The organism is Pedobacter sp. (assembly GCF_040513095.1).
Lineage (GTDB): Bacteria > Bacteroidota > Bacteroidia > Sphingobacteriales > Sphingobacteriaceae > Pedobacter.
The window spans coordinates 55,088-75,270 of sequence record NZ_JBEVDX010000017.1; the positions used below are offsets into that span (position 1 = coordinate 55,088).

Consider the following 20,183-nt stretch of genomic DNA (forward strand, 5'->3'; position numbering starts at 1 on the left):
GTGCTTATAGCTGTTCGAAAGTAAGCATTTTGCTCTTCTCGGCTGCTGGTATGGGCGCCGGGGCTTTGGCCGCATAGTCAAACGCTACACATACTGTTTTACCTTTGGTACAGATTTCTTCCTTACCATTTACTTCCTTCACCAATGTATATTCCAGATCAAAGCTGGTGGTACCAATCCTTGAAGTACGTACGTACATAGTGATCCTGTCTTTCAAAAACACAGGAAGGATGTAATCAAGTGATGCCTGGGCAATCACCACTCCCGTCTTTTCCCAGTCCCATGAGATTGCCTGTTTCCAATACTTTGTTCTGGCGATTTCCATATAGGTAAAGTATACCGCATTATTCACATGGCCCATCATATCAAAATCTGCAAAGCGGGTTTCAATGGAGGTTTTATACTTAAAACTGTCGAAATTTGCAGGCTCAACTGACTTTTTGTCGGTTGATTTTGGTTTAGAACGCCATAATGTCTTAAAAATCATAGAATATTTGGGTTGGTATAGGAGTTGAATACTGGTTATAAAATAATTTAAAAATTAAAAACTAAAGGAGAATATAACCATGACACTAGTAAAATTTAACAACCGCACCAGAAACACAGCACCTTACTTTAACAATGTATTTGATTCTTTGTTCAGTGACGCGCTAAATAAAAACTATTCCATCAACAAAGTTCCGGGAGTAAATATCGTCGAATCTGAAAGTGAGTACGCGATTGAACTGGCAGCACCAGGCCTGGAAAAAGCTGATTTCCAAATTAATCTGAAAAAAGACAACCTATCAGTATGGGCTGAGAAAAAAGCTGATGATGCAGCTCCAAAGAAAAACTACAGCAGAAAAGAATTTGATTATTTATCATTTGCAAGGTCGTTCGTTCTTCCTGAAAGTGTAGATGCTGAGAAAATTGCAGCTGAATACTTAAACGGAATCTTAACAATCACCCTTGGTAAAAAGGTAGATGTTCAGCCTGAAAGCAAAGAAATTAAAGTTTCATAATTGGTTGTATTTTTTTAAGGTTCGAAGGGCATTCCGCAAGGTTTGCCCTTCTTTTTTTAAAATATCTTCCCGGGATTCAAAATACTGTTTGGATCAAAAACCAGTTTGATACTTCTCATTAAATTCAGATGGATCTCACTGTATTTAATCGGCATAAATTCCTTTTGCACCAGGCCGATACCATGTTCGCCGGAAATTGTGCCGCCAAGATCAGCGGTTAACCGGAAAAGTTCAGCAATTCCGTCCTTCAGTTTATTTTTCCAGTCGTCATCGCTCATACCCGCTTTGATAATGTTGATATGCAGGTTTCCGTCGCCAGCATGCCCGTAACAAACGCTTTCAAAACCATAACGTGAACCAATCTCTTTAATACCATTGATGAGCTTTGGTAAAGCAGCACGCGGCACTACGGTATCTTCCTCCTTGTAAACGGAGTTGGATTTCACCGATTCGGCCATTGTTCTGCGCATCTTCCACAACTCTTCTTTCTGCTGGGCAGTATCTGCAAAAAGCACATCCGTACATCCAAACTCTTCGAGCACTGTATTCACCTTCTCGCAATCCTTAAAAATGGTATCCATATCATTGCCATCAAACTCAATCATCAGAAAAGCATTGATGCCATCTTTCAGATCAAATTTGATATCGTTGAAATGCACCACCCATTCCACACCTTTACGTTCCATAAATTCCAGGGCAGAAGGAATGATCCCAGCCCTGAATATCGCAGAAACAGCTGCGCAGGCGGCTTCATTTTCAGGAAAAGAACCCAGCATCAGGACACTGAATTCAGATTTAGGTATCAGTTTAGTCACGATTTTAGTAACCACACCCAGTGTGCCTTCTGAACCGATCATCAGCTGTGTAAGGTTATATCCGGAAGCGTATTTTAAAGTATTTGCCCCCGTCCAGATCACCTCGCCCGTTGGCAGGACAACTTCAAGATTTAAGATGTACTCCCTGATGGTACCATACTTTACCACCCTCGGCCCGCCAGAGCCGTGAGCTACATTTCCGCCAATAAAACAGGATCCTTTGCTGGATGGATCTACCGGATACAAAAGCCCTTTTTCACCCACAGCGTTGATAAATTCTTCTGTAATTACTCCCGGCTCCACAGTGGCCTGTAAATTCTCAGTATCAATTGACAGGATCGATTTGAAACGTTCCATCGATAACAATACACCACCAAAAACAGGCAATGCAGCACCGCTTAAGCCTGTGCCTCCCCCTCTCGGGGTAACTGGTACATGTTTCTCATTACAGAGCTTCAGCAAAGCGGAAACTGCGTCAGTATCTGCCGGCTTTACCACTGCTTCAGGATAGTAACGGAGATCCTCAGTTTCATCGTGACTATAGTCGGTCAGGATATGCTGATCAGTAAATACATTTTCGGCTCCGACAGCAGCAGCAAGCAGCTCCAGGATCTCAGGTGTTATTTTAGTATAAGAGGTAGTTGACATATGTGCTTGATTTTGCCGGTTGAGGCTATAGTTCTCCGAAATCTGCTAATATTTTTTTTCTGAGGTATAAGACAATTGAACAAAGGAATGATTGATCTCACCGGGCATTGGCGGATGCATCTTCTTAATGCCTGCCACAGCTGTTTGTACAAAAGGATAAGCAGATATCACCCTGTTAAGAATCAGCTTAACCACAGATTCGAGCATTTTTTTAGTGTTGCCCATCTCTTCGCGGATAATGGTGTTCAGCACTTCATAGTTTACCGTACGGCCCAGATCTTCGGTATCACCGCCGGCAGGAACAAAAGTAACAGCTACACTGACCAGGAATTCTGTGCCGGTAAGCTGCTCCTCGGGGTAATACCCGTGAAAGGCAAAACACTTAACATCATTTAATGCAACGGTTTGTATAAACATAGGATTTGGTCTGTGCAGCAAAATTAAATTTTTGATTGGTTTTCACCAGCCCTTCTGTGAAATTATTACCTTTGAATCAACGCAGAGTAATGCTAAAATATATCCTGCTCCGCCAAATATACAGATACCATGAGCAAATCCGGAAAGAAAGACCTTTACGAGGCACCTGATTATTACCTGATTGACGATTTATTATCTGAAGAGCATAAACTGATCAGATCTTCGGCGCGCGATTGGGTAAAGAAGGAACTGAGTCCTGTAATTGAAGATTATGCGCAAAAGGCGGAATTCCCCCAACACTTAATCAAAGGACTTGCTGAAATTGGTGCATTTGGCCCTACCATCCCAGTAGAATACGGGGGTGCCGGACTGGATTATATAGCCTATGGAATACTAATGCAGGAACTGGAACGGGGTGACTCTGGTATACGCTCTACAGCCTCAGTACAGGGATCGCTGGTGATGTATCCGATTTACACCTATGGTTCTGAAGAACAGCGCCGCAAATACCTGCCGAAACTTGCTGCCGGAGAAATGATGGGCTGCTTTGGACTGACTGAGCCCGACCATGGTTCTAATCCTGGCGGAATGACTACAAACATCAAAGACAACGGTGACCATTATTTGCTGAATGGTGCAAAAATGTGGATCTCCAATGCCCCTTTCGCTGATATCGCTGTTGTGTGGGCTAAAGATGAAGCAGGTAAAATCAGGGGACTGGTAGCAGAACGTGGAATGCAAGGATTTACTACACCTGAAACCCACAACAAATGGAGCCTGCGCGCTTCTGCAACAGGTGAACTGGTTTTTGATAACGTTAGAATACCAAAAGAAAATATATTCCCCGAAATTTCTGGCTTGAAAGGCCCCCTGGGATGCCTGAACCAGGCGCGTTATGGCATTGCCTGGGGAGCTCTGGGCGCTGCAATGGACTGTTATGATACAGCATTGAGATATGCGAAAGAACGCATTCAGTTTGGTAAACCGATTGGAGGTTTTCAGCTGCAGCAAAAGAAACTCGCTGAAATGATTACTGAAATTACCAAGGCACAGTTGCTGGTGTGGCGCCTGGGTGTACTGAAAACTGAGAACCGGGCTACCGCCGAGCAGATCTCCATGGCAAAAAGAAACAGTGTGGAAGTAGCACTGGATGTAGCCAGAAATGCAAGGCAGATGCTTGGTGGAATGGGTATTACAGGTGAATATTCTATCATGCGCCATATGATGAACCTGGAATCTGTAGTGACCTACGAAGGAACACACGACATCCATCTGCTGATAACGGGAATGGATGTAACTGGCTTAAACGCGTTCAAATAAACAATTACCTTTACAAAAAAATTAAAATGAAAACCTTTAAAAAATACTACTCACTCCCTGCCCCTCCCGAAGAAGTTTATCTGGCAATGACCAAAGCCCAAAGCATCCAGCTATGGACCGGTGCCGATGTGGAATTTACAGAAGAGCCAGGCACTGAATTCTCTTTCTGGGACGGGGATATCGTGGGAAAAAACATAGAATTTGACTTTGGCAAAAGAATTGTACAACAATGGTACTTCGGAGAAGAGAATGAACCATCGATCGTAACGATTAAACTGCACCCTGATAAAAAAGGTACTTCACTGGAATTCGTCCAGACCAATATCCCTGACGAGGACTATGATGATTTCACCTCAGGAATTACAGAACATTACCTTGGTGGTTTAGGCGATTTCTTCGAGGAAGAATAAACTCATCAAAGAGGAATTAACCTCAGAGCGCTTAACCAAACAAACCATGAACAAAAGTATTGGATTAGTTTTAATCGTATTGGGTGCCATCCTGTTGATATGGACCGGCTTTACCTATACCAAAAAAGAAAAAATTATTGATGCAGGCCCCATTCAGGTATCTGCTGATAAAGAAAAATCAGTGAACTGGCCACCATACGCCGGAGGCATAGTTTTGCTCGCAGGAGTAGTGATATTCGTCACTGGAAAGAAAAGTTAAAAAAAAGAGGCTGATGGGCCTCTTTTTTTTATGCTCCAAAAGTCACTCTAACATTTTCCCTGAGGTTATAATGCGAGCTCATCACTTCTCCATATGCACCGGTACTTCTGATCGCAACCAGATCGCCACGCTCTGTTTCCTGTAATAAAACTTCCTTACCGAAACAATCCGTGCTCTCACAGATCGGTCCTACCACATCGTACTTCACAGCGGTAGCAGCTGACTGTTTTGATATATTCTCAATCTGGTGATAAGCCTGGTACAATGCCGGACGCATCAGTTCAGTCATACCAGCATCCAGAATTATAAAATTCTTTTTCTTGCCATTTTTCACATACAGCACCTTGCTGATGAGTGATGAACACTGACCCACCAAGGCCCTGCCCAGTTCAAAATGCACTTCCTGATTTGCCCTTTTCTCCAGGAAATCATTAAAGATCTTAAAGTAAGCGCTGAAATCAGGAATCTGCTGCTCCGGGTTATGATAATCAATACCTAAACCACCGCCCACATTGAGGATGCGAACCACGAAACCACGGTCCTCAAACCATGTAGCAAACTCATTCACCTTTACGCAAAGGCTTTTATATACATCCAGGTTGGTGATCTGTGACCCGATATGAAAATGGATACCCACAAACTCGAGGAAGGAAGATTTATTTAAAGCTTCTGCACAGGCAGGAAGATCCCAGGAATTAACGCCGAATTTATTCTCATCCAGACCGGTAGTAATATTATGGTGTGTATACGCATCCACATTCGGATTGATACGGATAGCCACTTTAGCTACCTTATTTTTCCTGCCTGCCAGTTCACTGATCACTTCAAGTTCCTGAACAGACTCTACATTAAAGCAGAAAATATCTGCATCAAGGGCTTCATTGATCTCCCTGTCAGATTTTCCTACTCCTGCAAATACAATCTGGTTACGGTCAAAACCACGTTCAATCGCCTTCTTAACTTCGTTGCCACTCACACAGTCTGCACCAAAGCCAGTCGCTTTGATCTTTTCCAGCAGTCTGTCATTAAAATTTGCTTTCATCGCATAATGCACATGAAAACCATAGGTCTTAGCCGCCTCAGCACATGAATCAAGCGTTTGTTGTAACAAAGCCAGATCATAATAGTAGAAAGGCGTTTCTAATTCTGCAAATTGCGTTATATCTTTGTTAGAAAACATAATGTTTAAATATCTTATAGTATTTTGTCTTGTTGGAATGGTATTAATTTACATGGGCAACTATTTCGATTTACAGCGTCAGAAAATCAGCCGTAAGGAGTACGACAGAAGAGTAAGACTTTCTATCGCACTGATGTTTATCGTTATAGCTATCCTTGTTTACCTCAAAAAGAGGTAATTATTCAAAAATACGGTTATGCAGGCTTCTTAATGCTTCAGTTTTGTCATCTGTATTGATCAGCAGTGATATATTGTAGCTGCTGCCCCCGTAAGAGATCATCCTGACCGGAATGTGCTTGATTGAATCCAGTACCCTGGATGCAAAGCCATGTTTTTCCGATCCAAAATCACCAACCACACAAACGATCGACTGATCCCTGTCAATCTCTACAGAACCGAAGTCACGCAGTTCCTCCATGATCTGATCCAGGTTGTCTGTAAAATCAATCGTTAATGAAACAGCCACTTCAGAGGTAGTGATCATATCGATCGGCGTTTTATAACGCTCAAAGATCTCGAAAATACGACGCAGGAAACCGTAGGCCAGTAACATGCGGCTCGACTGGATCTTGATCGCTGTAATGCCGTCCTTGGCAGCAATAGACTTGATCTTTCCTTTTTCACTCTCTGTAGAAATTAGGGTTCCTGCGGCAGAGGGTTCCATCGTGTTCAACAAGCGAACCGGAATTTTATATTTTGCTGCCGGGAATACCGATTGCGGATGAAGGATTTTGGCTCCGAAATAAGCAAGCTCTGCGGCCTCATCAAATGACAGGTGAGAAATTGGCTTTGTACCTTTTACAATCCGGGGATCATTGTTGTGCATGCCGTCGATATCCGTCCAGATCTGTACTTCTTCAGCTAAAATCGCTGCACCTATTAATGATGCAGTATAATCACTTCCGCCACGGCGAAGGTTATCAACCTCACCAAAACTGTTTCTGCAGATGAAACCCTGGGTGATGAACAGTTTGTTGCCTGCATGTTTGTCCAGCAGCGGCTTGAGATTTGCCGTTGCAAAAGGAATATCAGGTTCATTGTCCTCATCGATCTTCATAAAATCCAGGGCTGGCAGCAATACTGATGGCACCCCGATAGATTTCAGATAGATATGGTATAAAGTAGTAGAAAGCAGTTCCCCTTCTGCCAGTACAACTTTCTCCTCTACAGGAGTAAACATATCATTGGCAAGTGCCGCTAAAAACTGAAAATGGTAATCCACAACCTCTTGTCCCTGTGCACGAAATTCTTCCGCCGGAAGCAATTCAGCCACAAAGTCATTATATTTTGCTCTCAATGCGTTAATCAAGGTTAACGCCTCCTGTTTATCTTCCTTTAAAAGTTTGCCTGAAATTTCCACTAAACTATTCGTTGTACCAGACACCGCTGATAAAACTACAATCTGCTCTTCCGCCGGATTAATGATATCCAGCAACTTCGTCATGCGCTCAGGGCTTCCGACAGAAGTTCCGCCAAACTTTAAAATCTTCATTTTCTTATTTAAATTTAATTTTCTAACTGAAAATTACATTCCTGTATTATTTAATTTGATACAGGTATTTTTAATTCAGTTTTTTTGGTATATAATTGTACTGGGGCGTGAAATTAACAAAACGCGCCAAATAAACACGATATAAACAAAATAAAATTTGGATTCAAAAAACGAATTTCAGGACAGGCCAAACAGATGCCCCCTATTTTTTGTTAAGCAACCAATATATCTACTAATTAATTGAAAACATGCAACTAGAAGCAGCTACACAAAACACCATTAATGAATGGCTTAACGGCAATTACGACCAGGACACAAAAAACGAAATCCAAAAATTAGTAGATACAGAAGCAGCCACAGAGCTGACAGACTCTTTCTATAGAAGTCTTGAATTTGGAACCGGTGGTCTGCGCGGTATTATGGGTGCAGGCTCAAACCGCATCAACAAATATACTATCGGTACTGCAACCCAGGGACTCAGCAATTACCTGCTGAAAAAGTATCCGGGCGAACAGGTGAAAGTTGCTATTGCACACGACAGCAGAAACAACTCAGATTACTTTGCTAAAATCACGGCAGATGTGTTCTCAGCAAACGGGATCCATGTTTACTTTTTCTCTGCTTTACGCCCAACTCCTGAACTGTCATTTGCCATCAGGGAACTGGGATGCCGCAGCGGTGTGATGTTAACGGCTTCACACAATCCTAAAGAATACAATGGCTACAAGGCATATGGTGCAGATGGTGGCCAGTTCACTTCTCCGGACGATGTACTTGTAATGGAAGAAGTAGCCAATATTAAAAGTATTGATGAAGTGAATTTCGACCGCGTAGACAGCAATGTTGAACTGATAGGCGAAGAAATAGATCAGCTTTACCTGGATAAGATTACTGAACTTTCAGTGTCTCCGGAAGCAATCGCACGTCAGAAAGACCTTAAAATAGTTTACTCTCCTATCCACGGAACTGGAATTACGCTTGTACCTAAAGCACTGGAGCAGTTTGGATTTACTAACCTGACTTTGGTAAAAGAACAAAGCACACCGGATGGCAACTTCCCAACAGTTGTTTATCCTAACCCTGAAGAAAAAGAAGCATTGACACTGGCCATGAAACTGGCACAGGAAATTGATGCCGACCTGGTACTGGCAACGGATCCGGATGCTGACAGGGTTGGTATTGCAGTGAAAAACAACGACGGCGAGTTTGTATTACTGAATGGTAACCAGACCGGAAGTTTACTCATCAATTACCTGCTGACAGCCTGGGAAGAAAAAGGCAAGCTTGATGGCGACCAGTATATTGTGAAAACAATCGTTACCTCTAACCTGATCGAGCAAATCGCGAAAGCCAAAAATGTTACGTATTATAATACGCTGACAGGCTTTAAATTTATCGGTCAGCTGATCACCAGCCTGCAAGGCAAGAAAACTTTTATTGGTGGTGGTGAAGAAAGTTACGGATACCTGATCGGTGAACTGGTAAGGGATAAAGATGCGATCATCTCCTGCGCTTTCATCGCTGAAATGACTGCATTCTACAAAGACAAAGGCAGCAGCTTATATGATGCATTGCTGGACATGTATGTAGAATATGGCTTGTATAAAGAAGAACTGGTATCCCTTACTAAAAAAGGAAAAACAGGTGCTGAAGAGATCAAAGCCATGATGGAGAAATTCAGAAACAACCCACCTGTAACTTTGGGCGGATCTAAAGTGAGCCTGCTGAAGGATTACGAACTGGGTGTTGAAACTGATCTTGGTACTGGCGAAAAGACCAATCTGGATTTCCCTAAATCTGATGTACTGCAATTCATTACCGAAGATGGAAGTATCATTTCTGCACGTCCGTCAGGTACCGAACCTAAGATTAAATTCTATTGCAGTGTAAACGGGCCATTGGCTGATAAAGCGCAGTTCAAAGAAGCTGATGCTGCATTGGGACAAAAGATTAAAACTTTGATGGAAGATCTGCAGGCTTAGTCTGCTCTACCCCGGCGATTATTTTATCCTGCATAAAAAAACACCTTTTGCATCCTTAACAGGATATAAAAGGTGTTTTTTTTTATTTAAAGCAGGGAAAAAACTGATATTCAGTTATCTTTCTATCAGTGTAGAAGAAAGCACAACTTGTCTAAGTTCAGGCTCTTCAAAAGTATCAATAGTAGAGAGCCCTTTCAGGATCAGTGAAATCACCTGATCAGCAATATCTTCAATAGGCTGATACACCGCACTGATAGAAGGTGAATGCAGCTTAAAGATATCATGGTCATCGTAAGCAATTACCTTAAAGTCCTCACTGATCTGCTTGTTCATTTCCTTAAAGGCGAAAAGCCCTCTTACTGCCAGATAGTTAGTCGCGAAAAGTACCGCATCTACCTGTGGATTTTCTGTAAAGAAAGTCAGCAGCTCAGCAGTGGTTTCTTCAGCAGTATTGGCAAAAGGAATAAGTTTGCAGATTTTATCGTCAACCTTGATTTTATGGGCTTTCAATGCTTTTACATATCCTGTATAGCGGTCTTTGATTTCATCGGCTTCCACATCTACAGTTACGAAGGCAATATTCTTTTTGCCTTGTTTAATCAATGATTCGGTAGCCATGGAAGTACCTTCCACATTATTCACAAGTACGGTGCTTACTTCAAGGCCGGGTAAATGACGGTCAAACACAACTACCGGCGTGCGGTCTTTGAGCAGTCCGCGGATATCGTCTTCCATACCCAGCATAGGAGCAATGATATACCCGTCTACCTGTCTGGCTTTAAACATCCTGATGAGGCCTTTTGCCTTGTCAATATTATTTTCAGTACTGGAATATATGATTTTATAACCGTGTTTATATGCTTTGTCTTCTATCATTCTGGCAATAGAAGCAAAAAAGGGATTGGAAATATCTTCAACGATTAAGCCAATGGTTTTTGTATTTCCCGTGCGGAGACTTCTTGCCACCTGGTTTGGCCTGAAGCCTAACTCTTTGATGATGGTTTCCACCTTTGTAATCATATCCTGGCTAATGCGCATTTTCTCTGCTTTGCCATTCAATATGAAAGAAACTGTGGTAATGGATACATTCGCCTTCTTGGCAATATCCTTTATTGAAAGGGGCTTCATTTGGTTTTTTGATTAGATCGCCAAGCTAGAAAAATAAAATTTAATTCAAAAACAGTCTCAACTGTCTTATGTATTTTATTTTAGGACCGGCAGTTACAGCTTACGCTAATTAGATATTTGAGGACAATGTTCTTAGAAAAAACTGGATTGAGAGAAGCTGAGTAGTTCGTGTAACCATAGGTAGTAATTAATGCAGATAATAACGTCTATTAGCAATTTAATAAAAAACAGGTAATAGAAACTATAAAGATATTTCTGTAACCATAATAATACACAGCGTGCTATCTGCCATATGCCATTATTATTAGCGTTAGAAAACGTAAATTTGTAGTAATATCAAAATATTATGGCATACATTGATTACTATAAGGTCCTGGGCGTTGATAAAAAAGCATCACAGGACGATATCAAAAAAGCATACAGAAAACTTGCACGTAAATACCATCCTGATTTAAATCCGGATGATAAAGAGGCCAATAAAATGTTTCAGCAGATCAATGAAGCAAATGAGGTATTGAACGATCCCGAAAAGCGGAAGAAATTTGACGATTACGGTGAGAACTGGAAACATGCCGATCAGTTTGGCCAGGCTAACCAGGGCGGTGGCAATCCCTTTGGCGGAGGCGGCCGCGGAGGCTTTGGCGGCGGAGGCGGATCCGGTGGTTTTGGAGGAGGAGATTTTTCTGACTTCTTTGAATCGATGTTCGGTGGCGGCGGAAGATCAAGCAGGAACAGCGCGAGGTTTAAGGGCCAGGACTTGCAGGCTGAACTGAAGATCTCCTTCAGGGAAGCAGCAACTACACACAAACCTACAATCACTGTAAACGGCAAAAACCTGAGGATTACCATCCCGGCAGGTATTGCAAACGGGCAGGTGATTAAACTTGCCGGACAAGGTGGTGCTGGTGCAAACAATGGCCCGAGCGGAGATCTGTTCCTGACCATAACTGTAGCAGATGACACCCAGTTTAAAAGGCTGAATGACGATCTTTATCTGGACAAGGAGATAGATCTGTATACGGCGGTGCTGGGCGGTGACGTAACAGTAGATACGCTGGATGGCAAGGTGAAACTGAAGGTAGCTCCCGGAACTCAGAATGGCACGAAAATCAGACTCAAAAGCAAGGGTTTTCCTGTTTATAAAAAAGAAGGACAATCCGGGAACCTTTTTGTAACTTATGTTGTTAAAATACCAACCGGCTTAACAGAAAGACAGACCGCCCTTTTTAACGAATTGCGCGAAATTTCAAAATAAGCAGGTTTCTTTATTCATATTGCTATGGAAACAGAATTAATTACAATAGAAGATTACTGTGTAAAGTACGCAGTTGAGCCATCATTTATTGGTGCCCTTGAGGATTCGGGCTTAATTGTGCTGACTGTAATTGAAAACAACAAATACATACACTATAAGCAGTTAGTGGAAATGGAACGTTTTATCCATTTCCACTATGAGCTGCAAATTAATATCGAGGGGATCGAAGCCATCATGGGCCTCCTGCAAAAGATCAAAAGTCTGCAGCATGAGATCGAATCCCTCAAGAACCAGGCTCAGCTGAGACAACCCGGACATTAAGCCCGGTAATATTCCCTGAGAACGCATTTTGATAAGCTATCCGTAAATTTCCGTGTTAACCGCAAATGGAAGTTTTTCGCCCTTCAGTCCGGCAATGATATTTTCCGCAGCTAACTTAGCCATCGCGTCCCTTGTGCTTTCCGTTGCAGAGCCAATGTGTGGCAATACCGCAACGTTCGGCATACTGAGCAGGGGATTGCCAGCGAGCATCGGCTCAGGATTAGTCACATCAAGTCCTGCACCCCAGATAACTTTATTTTTCAAAGCGCTGATCAGGTCTTCCTCATTATGGATCTTTCCCCTGGCGGTATTTACAAAAATCGCTGAACTTTTCATCTGTTTAAAAACCTCAGCATTGAATTTACCTTCAGTTTCTGGTGTTAGTGCAGTATGTACAGAAATCACATCGCTCTGCTGAAGCAGTTCTTCGAAAGTAACGTATGCTGCTCCCAGTTCCTGCTCAGCCTCTTCGTGGCGCTTCCTGTTATGGTAGATAATTTTCATTCCAAAGGCCCCTGCACAGCGTTTTGCCATTTCGATACCGATTTTACCCAGTCCGAATATGCCAAGTGTGCCTCCGGTAAGTTCTTTACCAAGGTTTGCAGTAGGCTCAAAGAAGTCCCACTCACTATTGATGATGGTTTTATGCATATAAAAAGCATTTCTGGCAGCAGCCATCATCAGCAAAAATGCAGTATCAGCCGTGGCGCCACTCAGTACGCCGGGTGTATTTCCAACAGGAATTTTTAGACGGGTAGCGGTATCTATATCTACATTATCATATCCTACTGAATTGAGTGCAATCACTTTGAGATGGGCACTTGCTTCCAGGAATTCAGTTCCCAGCTGTTGTCCGGCACTCAGCAGCGCATCCGCCCATTTGCATTCGGCAATCAGTTCTTCAGTAGTCAGTTTTCTTTTTTCAGTCCATTGTTTAACCGTAAAACCGGCAGCGTTCAATAGCTCTAAACCTGCTTGCGGAATTACTCTTGTGATAAATACATTCATACTGCTATTTACCTAAAAAATTTGAACTGAGTGTGTCCCAAACTTCTTTTCCATCACCAAGCAGTGTTTGACGCAACATATACAGACTGAATCCCTTTGCCTGCTCGAATTCTATTTTCGGCGGCATTGACAGTTCTGCCTGATTTACAACCACATCCACAAGTACTGGTCCGGGATGTGCCAGCGCAGCAGCAATAGCAGCTTCTACGTTCTCAGATTCTTCAACCCTGACCCCTTTAATGCCTATGGCTTCAGCCATTTTTGCAAAATCCGGATTTTTAAGATCGGTACCAAATGGTGGCATCCCTCCTACTTTCATTTCCATTGCTACAAATCCCAGTGAGCTGTTATTGTACACAATCAGTTTGACAGGAAGATCGTATTGGAATATTGTCAGGATATCACCCATTAACATCGCAAATCCACCATCACCACAAAGTGCAATTACCTGTCGGTCAGGATAAGCGAACTGTGCGCCTATGGCTTGTGGCATAGCACTGGCCATAGATCCGTGGTTGAATGAACCGATCAACCTTCTTCCTGTTTTCATATCTACATAACGCGCTGCCCATACTGTAGGCGTACCTACATCGGTTGTGAAAATTGCATCGGCAGCAGCCTGTTCGCTCAGTACATGCGTTAGATATTCAGGGTGGATCGCTACACCTGCAACAGGTTTGGCATGTTCCAGTAAGTTTTTCCGGTTATCCTGGTACCGCTCCTGGCATTTTTCAAGGAACGAACTATCAGTTACCTGTTCCAAAAAGGGAAGTACCGCCTTAACAGTTTCCCTAACATCTCCGGTAAGTCCCAAATCAAGTCTGCATCTTCTGCCAAGACGTTCCGGGCGTATATCCAGCTGTACGATCTTTGATTTTGAAGGAAACCATTCCTTATAAGGAAAATCCGTTCCCAGCATCAGTAGCAGATCGCTCTCCTCTACAGCGTGGTAGCCTGAGGAAATACCGATGAGACCAGTCATGCCAACATCGTAAGGATTATCATGTTGTACATGTTCTTTACCACGAAGGGCATGTACCATAGGTGATTTAATCTTGTCGCCCAAAGCAAGCAGCATATCATGGGCTCCGGCACAGCCCGCGCCGCATAAAAGGGTTACTTTTTTTGCCTGGTTGATCAGCTGGGCGAGCTTCTGCAGTTCTTCATCAGAAGGGCGGACTGCCGGTCTGTTCAGGAAAATTGCATGTTCAAGATTCTCATCTTCCATTTTTTCCATAGCCACATCACCTGATAAGCTGATGACAGCTACACCATTCTGTCCTATAGCATGCTGCATTGCAATCTGCAACACACGGGGCATCTGTCTGGCTGAAGCGATGGTTTCGCAGTAGTAACTGCATTCACGGAAGAGCGATTCTGGGCGTGTTTCCTGAAAATAGGAGGTCCCGATCTGTTCACTGGGAATATGTGCTGCAATGGCAAGTACAGGCGCGTTACTGCGGTGTGCATCGTAGAGTCCGTTGATGAGGTGCATGTTTCCGGGGCCGCAGCTTCCTGCACATACGGCAAGTCGTCCTGTTAACTGGGCTTCGGCCCCCGCGGCGAAGGCTGCTGCCTCTTCATGACGGTAATGAATCCATTTTATTGTTTTCGAATTGCGGATCTCATCTACAATCCCATTGAGTGAGTCTCCTACAACTCCGTGTACGTGTTTTACTCCGGCCTGCTCCAATATTTCTACCAAACTTGCCGCTACTGTTTTTGCCATAAATTGTGCGTATAAAAATGAAAGCTGCCTTTTTGAGGGGCAGCTTTCATGTATGCTTAAAGTATATTGTTTCCTTGATTGTATCTGCGCTCAGACTCGCGCGCTTTCATCATTGCGAACCGGTCGGCTTCTTTCACCCTTACAGGCACAAGATTGTGGGATAAATTGGTTTTTGTATTGAATAATTCTGTCACTGCTACCAGCATCTGCTGAAAGGGTAAAAAGATTTTGAATATTTTCATGATCTAACCTGTTAATTTAATTTAAGAACAGTAAGGTATGTAATTTGTTTTCCAGGATGCTGCTTTTTTTGTCAGTAATTTTGCTTTGCCCACTTTATGACGCATTCCGGACTTTCCGGCTCCATCCCACAACTAATTCGTTTTAATGAATAAGATTAAGCCCAGCACGCTGACTACCAGAACACCCATTGCCGCAAAGGCCGTAAGGAAATCCCTGAAGTTCTTACCGGCAAAATCTACCAGCAGGTATTTATGAAAAACTGCAAAACTTAAGCCTTCGCGCCTGTCGCTGTCCTGAACTTTGGCAGCCAGTCTTCCAGTAGCCGGTTCAACATAATAGGTAAGATGTGTTGGTGTGCTCAATGCGAGTTTTACCACCGGCAGGCGTTTGTTGATAAATCCGTAATCGCTGTCAAATTTAGTAAGGTAATCTGAAGAAGAAATGATGAGTGGTGCCGACTGATCTGCAGCTGCATTGGCCATCATTTCGCAGCAGGCTGCTTCGCCATCTGCTGCCCCCTGGGCTACAAAGTGTTTTACCAGGCTGTAACTGTGTTCCATGATACCATCAGGCAAAAGCATACCCGTGGCGGCATCGTAATAATCCAGATCAGGGGTATTCTTTCTGTTTTTCTCTTCGAAAGTTTCTGCTTTCGCTACCTGCTGTTTTTTCCAGCTGTCATCTTCTTTTTTAAGTTTCCGTACCAGGTAATAGGTTCTGTTATTGAAACGTGCTACTGAGATACTGCTAACCTCAGCCCATTTCAATGGCAGATCATTGGAAGAAAAGGCGAGCTGGCTGTTATTGATCTCAGGTTCAAAAACATAATTGATCCTGTCATCTGGAGTGAATTTGCGCGTAGCATGGTAAGCACCGGAGCCGATAAAGCTTAAGGTAACCAGCGATACTGCAATACCGATGCTGCGGTGGTTCCTGCGCAGAAAACCTATTTTCTGACCGGCAACAGGTTTTTTGAACTTCTTCCATAAAATGCCGTAGACCAGCAATCCGCTTAGTGTAGAAAATATCACGATGGATGCAAACAAAAGAATAATGATATACCTGGTGGTATTGTTGCTGATCTTTTCTATGAAGGCATAACTGTGGAAATTGCTGAATAGCCAGAGAAATACCTTGCGGTTGCTGTCATTGTAGTTGGCCAGCCGGCTTTGAGCAGTTTCAACGTAAACATCCATTTTATCCTTTCTGCCGAAGCTTAACTTCCAGACCGGCAGCAGACGGTTCACGTACTGATACTCTCCGTTAAAACTGGTTATCTGCGTTATACTGGTTATTCTGGATGTACTGTCACCCAGGAAATACCTGCCTAGATAAGCTGCGTAAATCCGTTCACCATCCGGCAGCTTGTTACCGTCCGCAGCGGAAAAATAGGAAATCTCATTCTTCCTGTTTTTCACCTGGTAATAGGTTTGTCCGCCAAACTGTACAAGTCTGAAACCTGTAAACAGATTGATACCGTTTTTGCTCAGCACCTGCTGGACGGACAGTGTAACCTGTGCTCGGTTGATCACCTCAGGCATGATGTATTCATGTGCCAGCGGTACTTTAAACCAGTGGGCAATAACCGGATGGCTCAGTCCGGAGCAGGTCCAGAAAATCACAGGAATCACGGTCATGATGCCGAGTATGCGGTGCCATTTGTACATATTGCGCTTGATCTGGCGCTTAAGTACCGATATGTTTTCTCCCATGGTTATTTCCTGAATTGCGAAATGTAATCCCCGGACAACCTGATCTCAGCTTTGTAAATGCTGTCTATCGTGCCTATTTTAATCCTCTCCCCTTTGAAATAAGCTACAGCCTCTGCATCAGATTTCCCTGTAACATCCGGCTCAAACTTATGCATCCAGTCGTTCATCTTGTGTTCTGCCGTATTCAGTCTTTCCAGCGTCTCTTTCATGACCTCTTTCTCGCTGGTTGTATCCAGCGAGGGGTATTTTGTTTTCAGTGCAGGCAGTGATTTCAATAGGGTATCCAGCTTCATCTGGTTGTCCACTAGTTTACCATGGTCTTCCATAACCACATCATGAAACTTCATGACTTCGTCTCTTTCCGTTTTATAATTTGCTGCAGGTGTGCAGGCTCCTGCTCCTGTTGCCAGAGCAAAAATTGCTATGATTAGTCTCATCCTTTGTTGTATTGTTAAATTTTAGCCGTATAGCATTATGATTGCGAGAGGCGGTTATAGCCAGACACATGTACCCGCTTTAAAAGCAGGTATCATCATAAAATCAAATCAGAAGATCAGCTGAACCGTGGAGGATGAAAAATAGCATTTACGCGGGCAACCGGCATCCCTGTATTGAGGGGAATGCTGAAATTAATGGCTGCGATGGAATATTGTCTGAAGTTAAAGGGCAGGACAGCAAGCGCTTCCTGCATTTGTAACTGTATTTTTTGGAACTGATGTTCCTGTTTCTGCTCTTTGTCCTGCGCCTGTTTGAGTTTATTCATCAGGTAACATTTACCATTACAGTGCAGTTCAGGCTTATTTTTGTTGATACATAACACCTTTGCGATATAACTCTGGTTCATTTCAAAACCTGCGAAAACAAATATTCCCGACAGGTTTACTGAAACCGAACTGAACAGAAGTAGGATGGCAATGGCACGTGTGAGCATCAGCTTTTTACTTTCTTAATTTACCCCATTTTAAATAGGTGGCACCCCAGGAGAAACCTGCGCCAAAAGCTGTAAGCAGCATATTGTCGTTCTCCTTGAAGTCATTTTTGAACTCCCACATACATAACGGAATTGTAGCAGCAGTAGTATTGCCGTAACGCTGGATATTTACCTTTACCTGGCTTTCCTGCAGGCCTAATTTTTCGCCCACTGCCTTGATAATCCTCAGGTTGGCCTGATGAGGGATCAGCCAGTCAACATCCTTTGCTGTCATATTGTTCCTCTCCATTACCTCATTACAGGTCTGGGTCATTCCTTCAATGGCGGCCTTGAAAACAATCCTGCCGTTCTGAGAAATATAGTTTAGTTTCTGATCGAGAGTTTCTACAGATGAGGGATGCAATGAGCCACCAGCAGTAACTATGAGGTGTTCTTTGCCTACACCATCAGTTCTGAAAACATTATCTACAAGTCCTTCCTCTTCTTCTGTCTGTTCCAGTAACACTGCCCCGGCGCCATCACCAAAAAGAATACAGGTATTTCTGTCTTCATAGTTGACAATTGAACTATTTGCATCGGCACCTATAACAATTACATTTTTATAGCGGTTACTTTCTACAAGGCTGGCACCGAGCGTAAGTGCATACAAAAAGCCACTGCATGCTGCATTGGAATCTACTCCCCAGGCATTTTTCAATCCTGCTTTCTCACAGACAATACTTGCGGTAGAAACCATAATGTAATCAGGCGTTGCTGTTGCCACAATAACACATTCAATTTCATCAGGGCTGATGTTGCTGTCTTCGAGCAGCCTTTTAACCGCCATAGCAGCTAAATCGGACGTCGCCTGCGAATCGTCATTCAGGATCCGTCTTTCTTCTATACCAGTTCTCGAAATAATCCAGTCATTATTCGTATCCACCATCTTTTCAAGGTCGTGGTTAGTTAAAATCGTGTCCGGTACATATCCCCCTAAAGCTGTTATGGCAGCATTATATCTCTTTCTCATTAAGTGTTACAAATTCTTGGGGCAAAACTAATAAATATTTACAGCTACGTTACACTTTATTTTCATAGTAATGTACCTTTGTCTTAACAATCTATTTATATGAAATACCATTTGACGTTTCGTTACACATTTGTTCTGGCGGTAATCCTGTTTTTATATTCTTGCAAAGGGGACAGAAAACTCCCTATTTACGGCATGAGAGATACTAAAACTGTAAAAAATAATGACGGATCAACAAGTGTAGATACGGTTTATCAAACGATACCTGCTTTTAAGTTGCTCAATCAGGACAGTGTTTATATCACAAATAATAATTTCAAGGGTAAAGTATATGTTGCCGACTTCTTTTTCACCTCCTGTACAAGCATCTGCCCCATCATGCACAGGAACATGAAGAAAATATTTGAAAATTATAAGGATAATCCTGATGTGATGTTTCTTTCACACACGATAGATTTTAAATATGATACCCCTTCGGTGCTGAAGAAGTATGCACAGAAGCTGGGCGTAGACGGGCCAAAGTGGCAATTTGCATATGGTGTTAAGGATACGGTATATTCACTTGCCACAAAAAGTTATCTCGTATCTGTAGAACAGGATGACAATGATAAACAAGGTTACGTACACCAGGGCTATCTGGTTTTAATTGATAAAGACAGAAGGATACGGGGCGCCTACGATGGCACCAACCCTGAGCAGGTAGCCCAGCTGGAGAAAGATATTCCTTTATTACTTGCTGAAGAAAAGAATTAAGTGAGAAAATTAATCCTGTACGCTGTTTTTTCCCTTGCCCTGACCAGCATCTTTTATTCCTGCCAGACTGCAGAGTCTGTAGAGCGTGATGCGTATTATGTCAATGGCAGAGACCTGTATATCAGGCATTGCCAGAATTGCCATGGCGAAAAAGGCGAAGGCCTCGGTGAACTGACCCCGCCGCTTACAGACAGCCTGTTTATGAAACAGAACAGGACACAGCTGGCTTGCATCATCAAAAATGGTTTGTCAGCGCCGCTAAGTATTCATGGTAAAGTCTATGAAGGTAAAATGCCCGATTTTAATCTGGCCAATATCGATATCGCACAGCTTATCGTGTACATTACCAATGGCTTTGGACATAAACAGGGAATGTACAATCCGGAACAGGTTGCGGCAGACCTGAAAGCCTGCAAATAAACGCGGTTACCCTTTATAAAAACACATATTCATTCATTTTTAAATGTTAGTCTTAATCTTGGGCAGGATTCCTATCTTTGCGCAAAATGCAAGCCGTTCTATCGCTGGAAGTAATGCTTTTGCATCTTAAAGAGGAAAGTCCGGGCAACA

23 protein-coding genes are annotated in these 20,183 nt (G+C 42.9%); 10 read left to right on the forward strand and 13 right to left on the reverse strand.

Going from position 1 to position 20,183, the window contains the following annotated elements:
• Window positions 1-4: 4 nt before the first annotated feature.
• Window positions 5-487: an acyl-CoA thioesterase gene (locus ABWY16_RS02825; protein ID WP_353903135.1), complete on the reverse strand. Its 483-nt coding sequence runs from the start codon at window positions 485-487 to the stop codon at window positions 5-7.
• Between the two features lie 79 nt (window positions 488-566).
• Between ABWY16_RS02825 and ABWY16_RS02830 the strand changes: the two genes are divergently transcribed.
• Complete coding sequence (locus ABWY16_RS02830) at window positions 567-1,001, forward strand: Hsp20/alpha crystallin family protein (RefSeq protein ID WP_353903136.1); 435 nt, start codon at window positions 567-569, stop codon at window positions 999-1,001.
• Window positions 1,002-1,057: 56 nt separating this feature from the next.
• Here ABWY16_RS02830 and ABWY16_RS02835 read toward each other — a convergent pair whose 3' ends face one another.
• Window positions 1,058-2,464 (reverse strand): FAD-binding oxidoreductase, encoded by a 1,407-nt coding sequence (locus tag ABWY16_RS02835; protein ID WP_353903137.1) that lies wholly within the window; start codon window positions 2,462-2,464, stop codon window positions 1,058-1,060.
• A gap of 45 nt (window positions 2,465-2,509) precedes the next feature.
• Window positions 2,510-2,881, reverse strand: a complete 372-nt coding sequence (locus ABWY16_RS02840) for a dihydroneopterin aldolase (RefSeq protein ID WP_353903138.1) — start codon at window positions 2,879-2,881, stop codon at window positions 2,510-2,512.
• A gap of 129 nt (window positions 2,882-3,010) precedes the next feature.
• On the opposite strand from ABWY16_RS02840, the gene ABWY16_RS02845 reads away from it, so the two are divergent.
• Genes ABWY16_RS02845 through ABWY16_RS02855 form a run of 3 tightly spaced genes read left to right on the forward strand, consistent with a single transcriptional unit; the run spans window position 3,011 to window position 4,870 of the window.
• Window positions 3,011-4,201, forward strand: a complete 1,191-nt coding sequence (locus tag ABWY16_RS02845; protein WP_353903139.1) for an acyl-CoA dehydrogenase family protein — start codon at window positions 3,011-3,013, stop codon at window positions 4,199-4,201.
• Between the two features lie 26 nt (window positions 4,202-4,227).
• Window positions 4,228-4,611, forward strand: coding sequence for an SRPBCC domain-containing protein (locus tag ABWY16_RS02850; RefSeq protein ID WP_353903140.1), 384 nt, complete (start codon window positions 4,228-4,230; stop codon window positions 4,609-4,611).
• Window positions 4,612-4,657: 46 nt separating this feature from the next.
• Complete coding sequence (locus ABWY16_RS02855) at window positions 4,658-4,870, forward strand: YidH family protein (RefSeq protein ID WP_265787538.1); 213 nt, start codon at window positions 4,658-4,660, stop codon at window positions 4,868-4,870.
• 28 nt (window positions 4,871-4,898) lie between these two features.
• On the opposite strand, the gene lysA is transcribed toward ABWY16_RS02855, so the two are convergent.
• Window positions 4,899-6,050, reverse strand: coding sequence for a diaminopimelate decarboxylase (gene lysA, locus ABWY16_RS02860; RefSeq protein WP_353903141.1), 1,152 nt, complete (start codon window positions 6,048-6,050; stop codon window positions 4,899-4,901).
• A gap of 37 nt (window positions 6,051-6,087) precedes the next feature.
• On the opposite strand from lysA, the gene ABWY16_RS02865 reads away from it, so the two are divergent.
• The gene (locus tag ABWY16_RS02865) at window positions 6,088-6,228 is read left to right on the forward strand and encodes a hypothetical protein (RefSeq protein ID WP_353903142.1); all 141 of its coding nucleotides are present in this window, start codon (window positions 6,088-6,090) and stop codon (window positions 6,226-6,228) included.
• Here the strand turns inward: ABWY16_RS02865 and ABWY16_RS02870 are convergent, their stop codons facing one another.
• Window positions 6,229-7,542, reverse strand: a complete 1,314-nt coding sequence (locus ABWY16_RS02870; RefSeq protein ID WP_353903143.1) for an aspartate kinase — start codon at window positions 7,540-7,542, stop codon at window positions 6,229-6,231.
• A gap of 248 nt (window positions 7,543-7,790) precedes the next feature.
• Between ABWY16_RS02870 and ABWY16_RS02875 the strand changes: the two genes are divergently transcribed.
• The gene (locus ABWY16_RS02875) at window positions 7,791-9,524 is read left to right on the forward strand and encodes a phospho-sugar mutase (protein WP_353903144.1); all 1,734 of its coding nucleotides are present in this window, start codon (window positions 7,791-7,793) and stop codon (window positions 9,522-9,524) included.
• A 114-nt stretch (window positions 9,525-9,638) separates the two neighbouring features.
• Here ABWY16_RS02875 and ABWY16_RS02880 read toward each other — a convergent pair whose 3' ends face one another.
• Entirely contained in the window at window positions 9,639-10,652 is a 1,014-nt protein-coding gene (locus ABWY16_RS02880) for a LacI family DNA-binding transcriptional regulator (RefSeq protein ID WP_353903145.1), read from the reverse strand.
• A 346-nt stretch (window positions 10,653-10,998) separates the two neighbouring features.
• Here ABWY16_RS02880 and ABWY16_RS02885 point away from each other — a divergent pair, with 346 nt between their 5' ends.
• Complete coding sequence (locus tag ABWY16_RS02885; protein WP_353903146.1) at window positions 10,999-11,907, forward strand: DnaJ C-terminal domain-containing protein; 909 nt, start codon at window positions 10,999-11,001, stop codon at window positions 11,905-11,907.
• A 24-nt stretch (window positions 11,908-11,931) separates the two neighbouring features.
• Entirely contained in the window at window positions 11,932-12,228 is a 297-nt protein-coding gene (locus ABWY16_RS02890) for a chaperone modulator CbpM (RefSeq protein WP_353903147.1), read from the forward strand.
• 36 nt (window positions 12,229-12,264) lie between these two features.
• On the opposite strand, the gene ABWY16_RS02895 is transcribed toward ABWY16_RS02890, so the two are convergent.
• From ABWY16_RS02895 to ABWY16_RS02925, 7 genes are all read right to left on the reverse strand, one after another.
• Window positions 12,265-13,236, reverse strand: coding sequence for a 2-hydroxyacid dehydrogenase (locus tag ABWY16_RS02895; protein WP_353903148.1), 972 nt, complete (start codon window positions 13,234-13,236; stop codon window positions 12,265-12,267).
• A 4-nt stretch (window positions 13,237-13,240) separates the two neighbouring features.
• The gene (gene poxB / locus ABWY16_RS02900; protein ID WP_353903149.1) at window positions 13,241-14,965 is read right to left on the reverse strand and encodes a ubiquinone-dependent pyruvate dehydrogenase; all 1,725 of its coding nucleotides are present in this window, start codon (window positions 14,963-14,965) and stop codon (window positions 13,241-13,243) included.
• 56 nt (window positions 14,966-15,021) lie between these two features.
• Window positions 15,022-15,207: a hypothetical protein gene (locus tag ABWY16_RS02905; RefSeq protein WP_353903150.1), complete on the reverse strand. Its 186-nt coding sequence runs from the start codon at window positions 15,205-15,207 to the stop codon at window positions 15,022-15,024.
• A 132-nt stretch (window positions 15,208-15,339) separates the two neighbouring features.
• Window positions 15,340-16,920, reverse strand: a complete 1,581-nt coding sequence (locus ABWY16_RS02910; protein ID WP_353903151.1) for a hypothetical protein — start codon at window positions 16,918-16,920, stop codon at window positions 15,340-15,342.
• 2 nt (window positions 16,921-16,922) lie between these two features.
• Window positions 16,923-17,357, reverse strand: coding sequence for a hypothetical protein (locus tag ABWY16_RS02915; RefSeq protein WP_353903152.1), 435 nt, complete (start codon window positions 17,355-17,357; stop codon window positions 16,923-16,925).
• A gap of 116 nt (window positions 17,358-17,473) precedes the next feature.
• The gene (locus tag ABWY16_RS02920; RefSeq protein ID WP_353903153.1) at window positions 17,474-17,851 is read right to left on the reverse strand and encodes a hypothetical protein; all 378 of its coding nucleotides are present in this window, start codon (window positions 17,849-17,851) and stop codon (window positions 17,474-17,476) included.
• A 7-nt stretch (window positions 17,852-17,858) separates the two neighbouring features.
• Complete coding sequence (locus ABWY16_RS02925) at window positions 17,859-18,860, reverse strand: beta-ketoacyl-ACP synthase III (RefSeq protein WP_353903154.1); 1,002 nt, start codon at window positions 18,858-18,860, stop codon at window positions 17,859-17,861.
• Between the two features lie 195 nt (window positions 18,861-19,055).
• Here ABWY16_RS02925 and ABWY16_RS02930 point away from each other — a divergent pair, with 195 nt between their 5' ends.
• Together ABWY16_RS02930 and ABWY16_RS02935 are read left to right on the forward strand one after the other, a co-directional pair.
• Window positions 19,056-19,613, forward strand: coding sequence for an SCO family protein (locus tag ABWY16_RS02930; protein WP_353903155.1), 558 nt, complete (start codon window positions 19,056-19,058; stop codon window positions 19,611-19,613).
• On the forward strand, window positions 19,614-20,033 hold the full coding sequence (locus ABWY16_RS02935; RefSeq protein WP_353903156.1) for a c-type cytochrome: 420 nt from the start codon (window positions 19,614-19,616) through the stop codon (window positions 20,031-20,033).
• Window positions 20,034-20,183: the final 150 nt, after the last annotated feature.

What these genes read in the sequence shown, in the direction of transcription:
- ABWY16_RS02825 (WP_353903135.1), bottom strand. Translation starts at nt 487, where the DNA reads ATGATTTTTAAGACATTATGGCGTTCTAAACCAAAATCAACCGACAAA.
- ABWY16_RS02830 (WP_353903136.1), top strand. Translation starts at nt 567, where the DNA reads ATGACACTAGTAAAATTTAACAACCGCACCAGAAACACAGCACCTTAC.
- ABWY16_RS02835 (WP_353903137.1), bottom strand. Translation starts at nt 2,464, where the DNA reads ATGTCAACTACCTCTTATACTAAAATAACACCTGAGATCCTGGAGCTG.
- ABWY16_RS02840 (WP_353903138.1), bottom strand. Translation starts at nt 2,881, where the DNA reads ATGTTTATACAAACCGTTGCATTAAATGATGTTAAGTGTTTTGCCTTT.
- ABWY16_RS02845 (WP_353903139.1), top strand. Translation starts at nt 3,011, where the DNA reads ATGAGCAAATCCGGAAAGAAAGACCTTTACGAGGCACCTGATTATTAC.
- ABWY16_RS02850 (WP_353903140.1), top strand. Translation starts at nt 4,228, where the DNA reads ATGAAAACCTTTAAAAAATACTACTCACTCCCTGCCCCTCCCGAAGAA.
- ABWY16_RS02855 (WP_265787538.1), top strand. Translation starts at nt 4,658, where the DNA reads ATGAACAAAAGTATTGGATTAGTTTTAATCGTATTGGGTGCCATCCTG.
- lysA (WP_353903141.1), bottom strand. Translation starts at nt 6,050, where the DNA reads ATGTTTTCTAACAAAGATATAACGCAATTTGCAGAATTAGAAACGCCT.
- ABWY16_RS02865 (WP_353903142.1), top strand. Translation starts at nt 6,088, where the DNA reads ATGGTATTAATTTACATGGGCAACTATTTCGATTTACAGCGTCAGAAA.
- ABWY16_RS02870 (WP_353903143.1), bottom strand. Translation starts at nt 7,542, where the DNA reads ATGAAGATTTTAAAGTTTGGCGGAACTTCTGTCGGAAGCCCTGAGCGC.
- ABWY16_RS02875 (WP_353903144.1), top strand. Translation starts at nt 7,791, where the DNA reads ATGCAACTAGAAGCAGCTACACAAAACACCATTAATGAATGGCTTAAC.
- ABWY16_RS02880 (WP_353903145.1), bottom strand. Translation starts at nt 10,652, where the DNA reads ATGAAGCCCCTTTCAATAAAGGATATTGCCAAGAAGGCGAATGTATCC.
- ABWY16_RS02885 (WP_353903146.1), top strand. Translation starts at nt 10,999, where the DNA reads ATGGCATACATTGATTACTATAAGGTCCTGGGCGTTGATAAAAAAGCA.
- ABWY16_RS02890 (WP_353903147.1), top strand. Translation starts at nt 11,932, where the DNA reads ATGGAAACAGAATTAATTACAATAGAAGATTACTGTGTAAAGTACGCA.
- ABWY16_RS02895 (WP_353903148.1), bottom strand. Translation starts at nt 13,236, where the DNA reads ATGAATGTATTTATCACAAGAGTAATTCCGCAAGCAGGTTTAGAGCTA.
- poxB (WP_353903149.1), bottom strand. Translation starts at nt 14,965, where the DNA reads ATGGCAAAAACAGTAGCGGCAAGTTTGGTAGAAATATTGGAGCAGGCC.
- ABWY16_RS02905 (WP_353903150.1), bottom strand. Translation starts at nt 15,207, where the DNA reads ATGAAAATATTCAAAATCTTTTTACCCTTTCAGCAGATGCTGGTAGCA.
- ABWY16_RS02910 (WP_353903151.1), bottom strand. Translation starts at nt 16,920, where the DNA reads ATGGGAGAAAACATATCGGTACTTAAGCGCCAGATCAAGCGCAATATG.
- ABWY16_RS02915 (WP_353903152.1), bottom strand. Translation starts at nt 17,357, where the DNA reads ATGAGACTAATCATAGCAATTTTTGCTCTGGCAACAGGAGCAGGAGCC.
- ABWY16_RS02920 (WP_353903153.1), bottom strand. Translation starts at nt 17,851, where the DNA reads ATGCTCACACGTGCCATTGCCATCCTACTTCTGTTCAGTTCGGTTTCA.
- ABWY16_RS02925 (WP_353903154.1), bottom strand. Translation starts at nt 18,860, where the DNA reads ATGAGAAAGAGATATAATGCTGCCATAACAGCTTTAGGGGGATATGTA.
- ABWY16_RS02930 (WP_353903155.1), top strand. Translation starts at nt 19,056, where the DNA reads ATGAGAGATACTAAAACTGTAAAAAATAATGACGGATCAACAAGTGTA.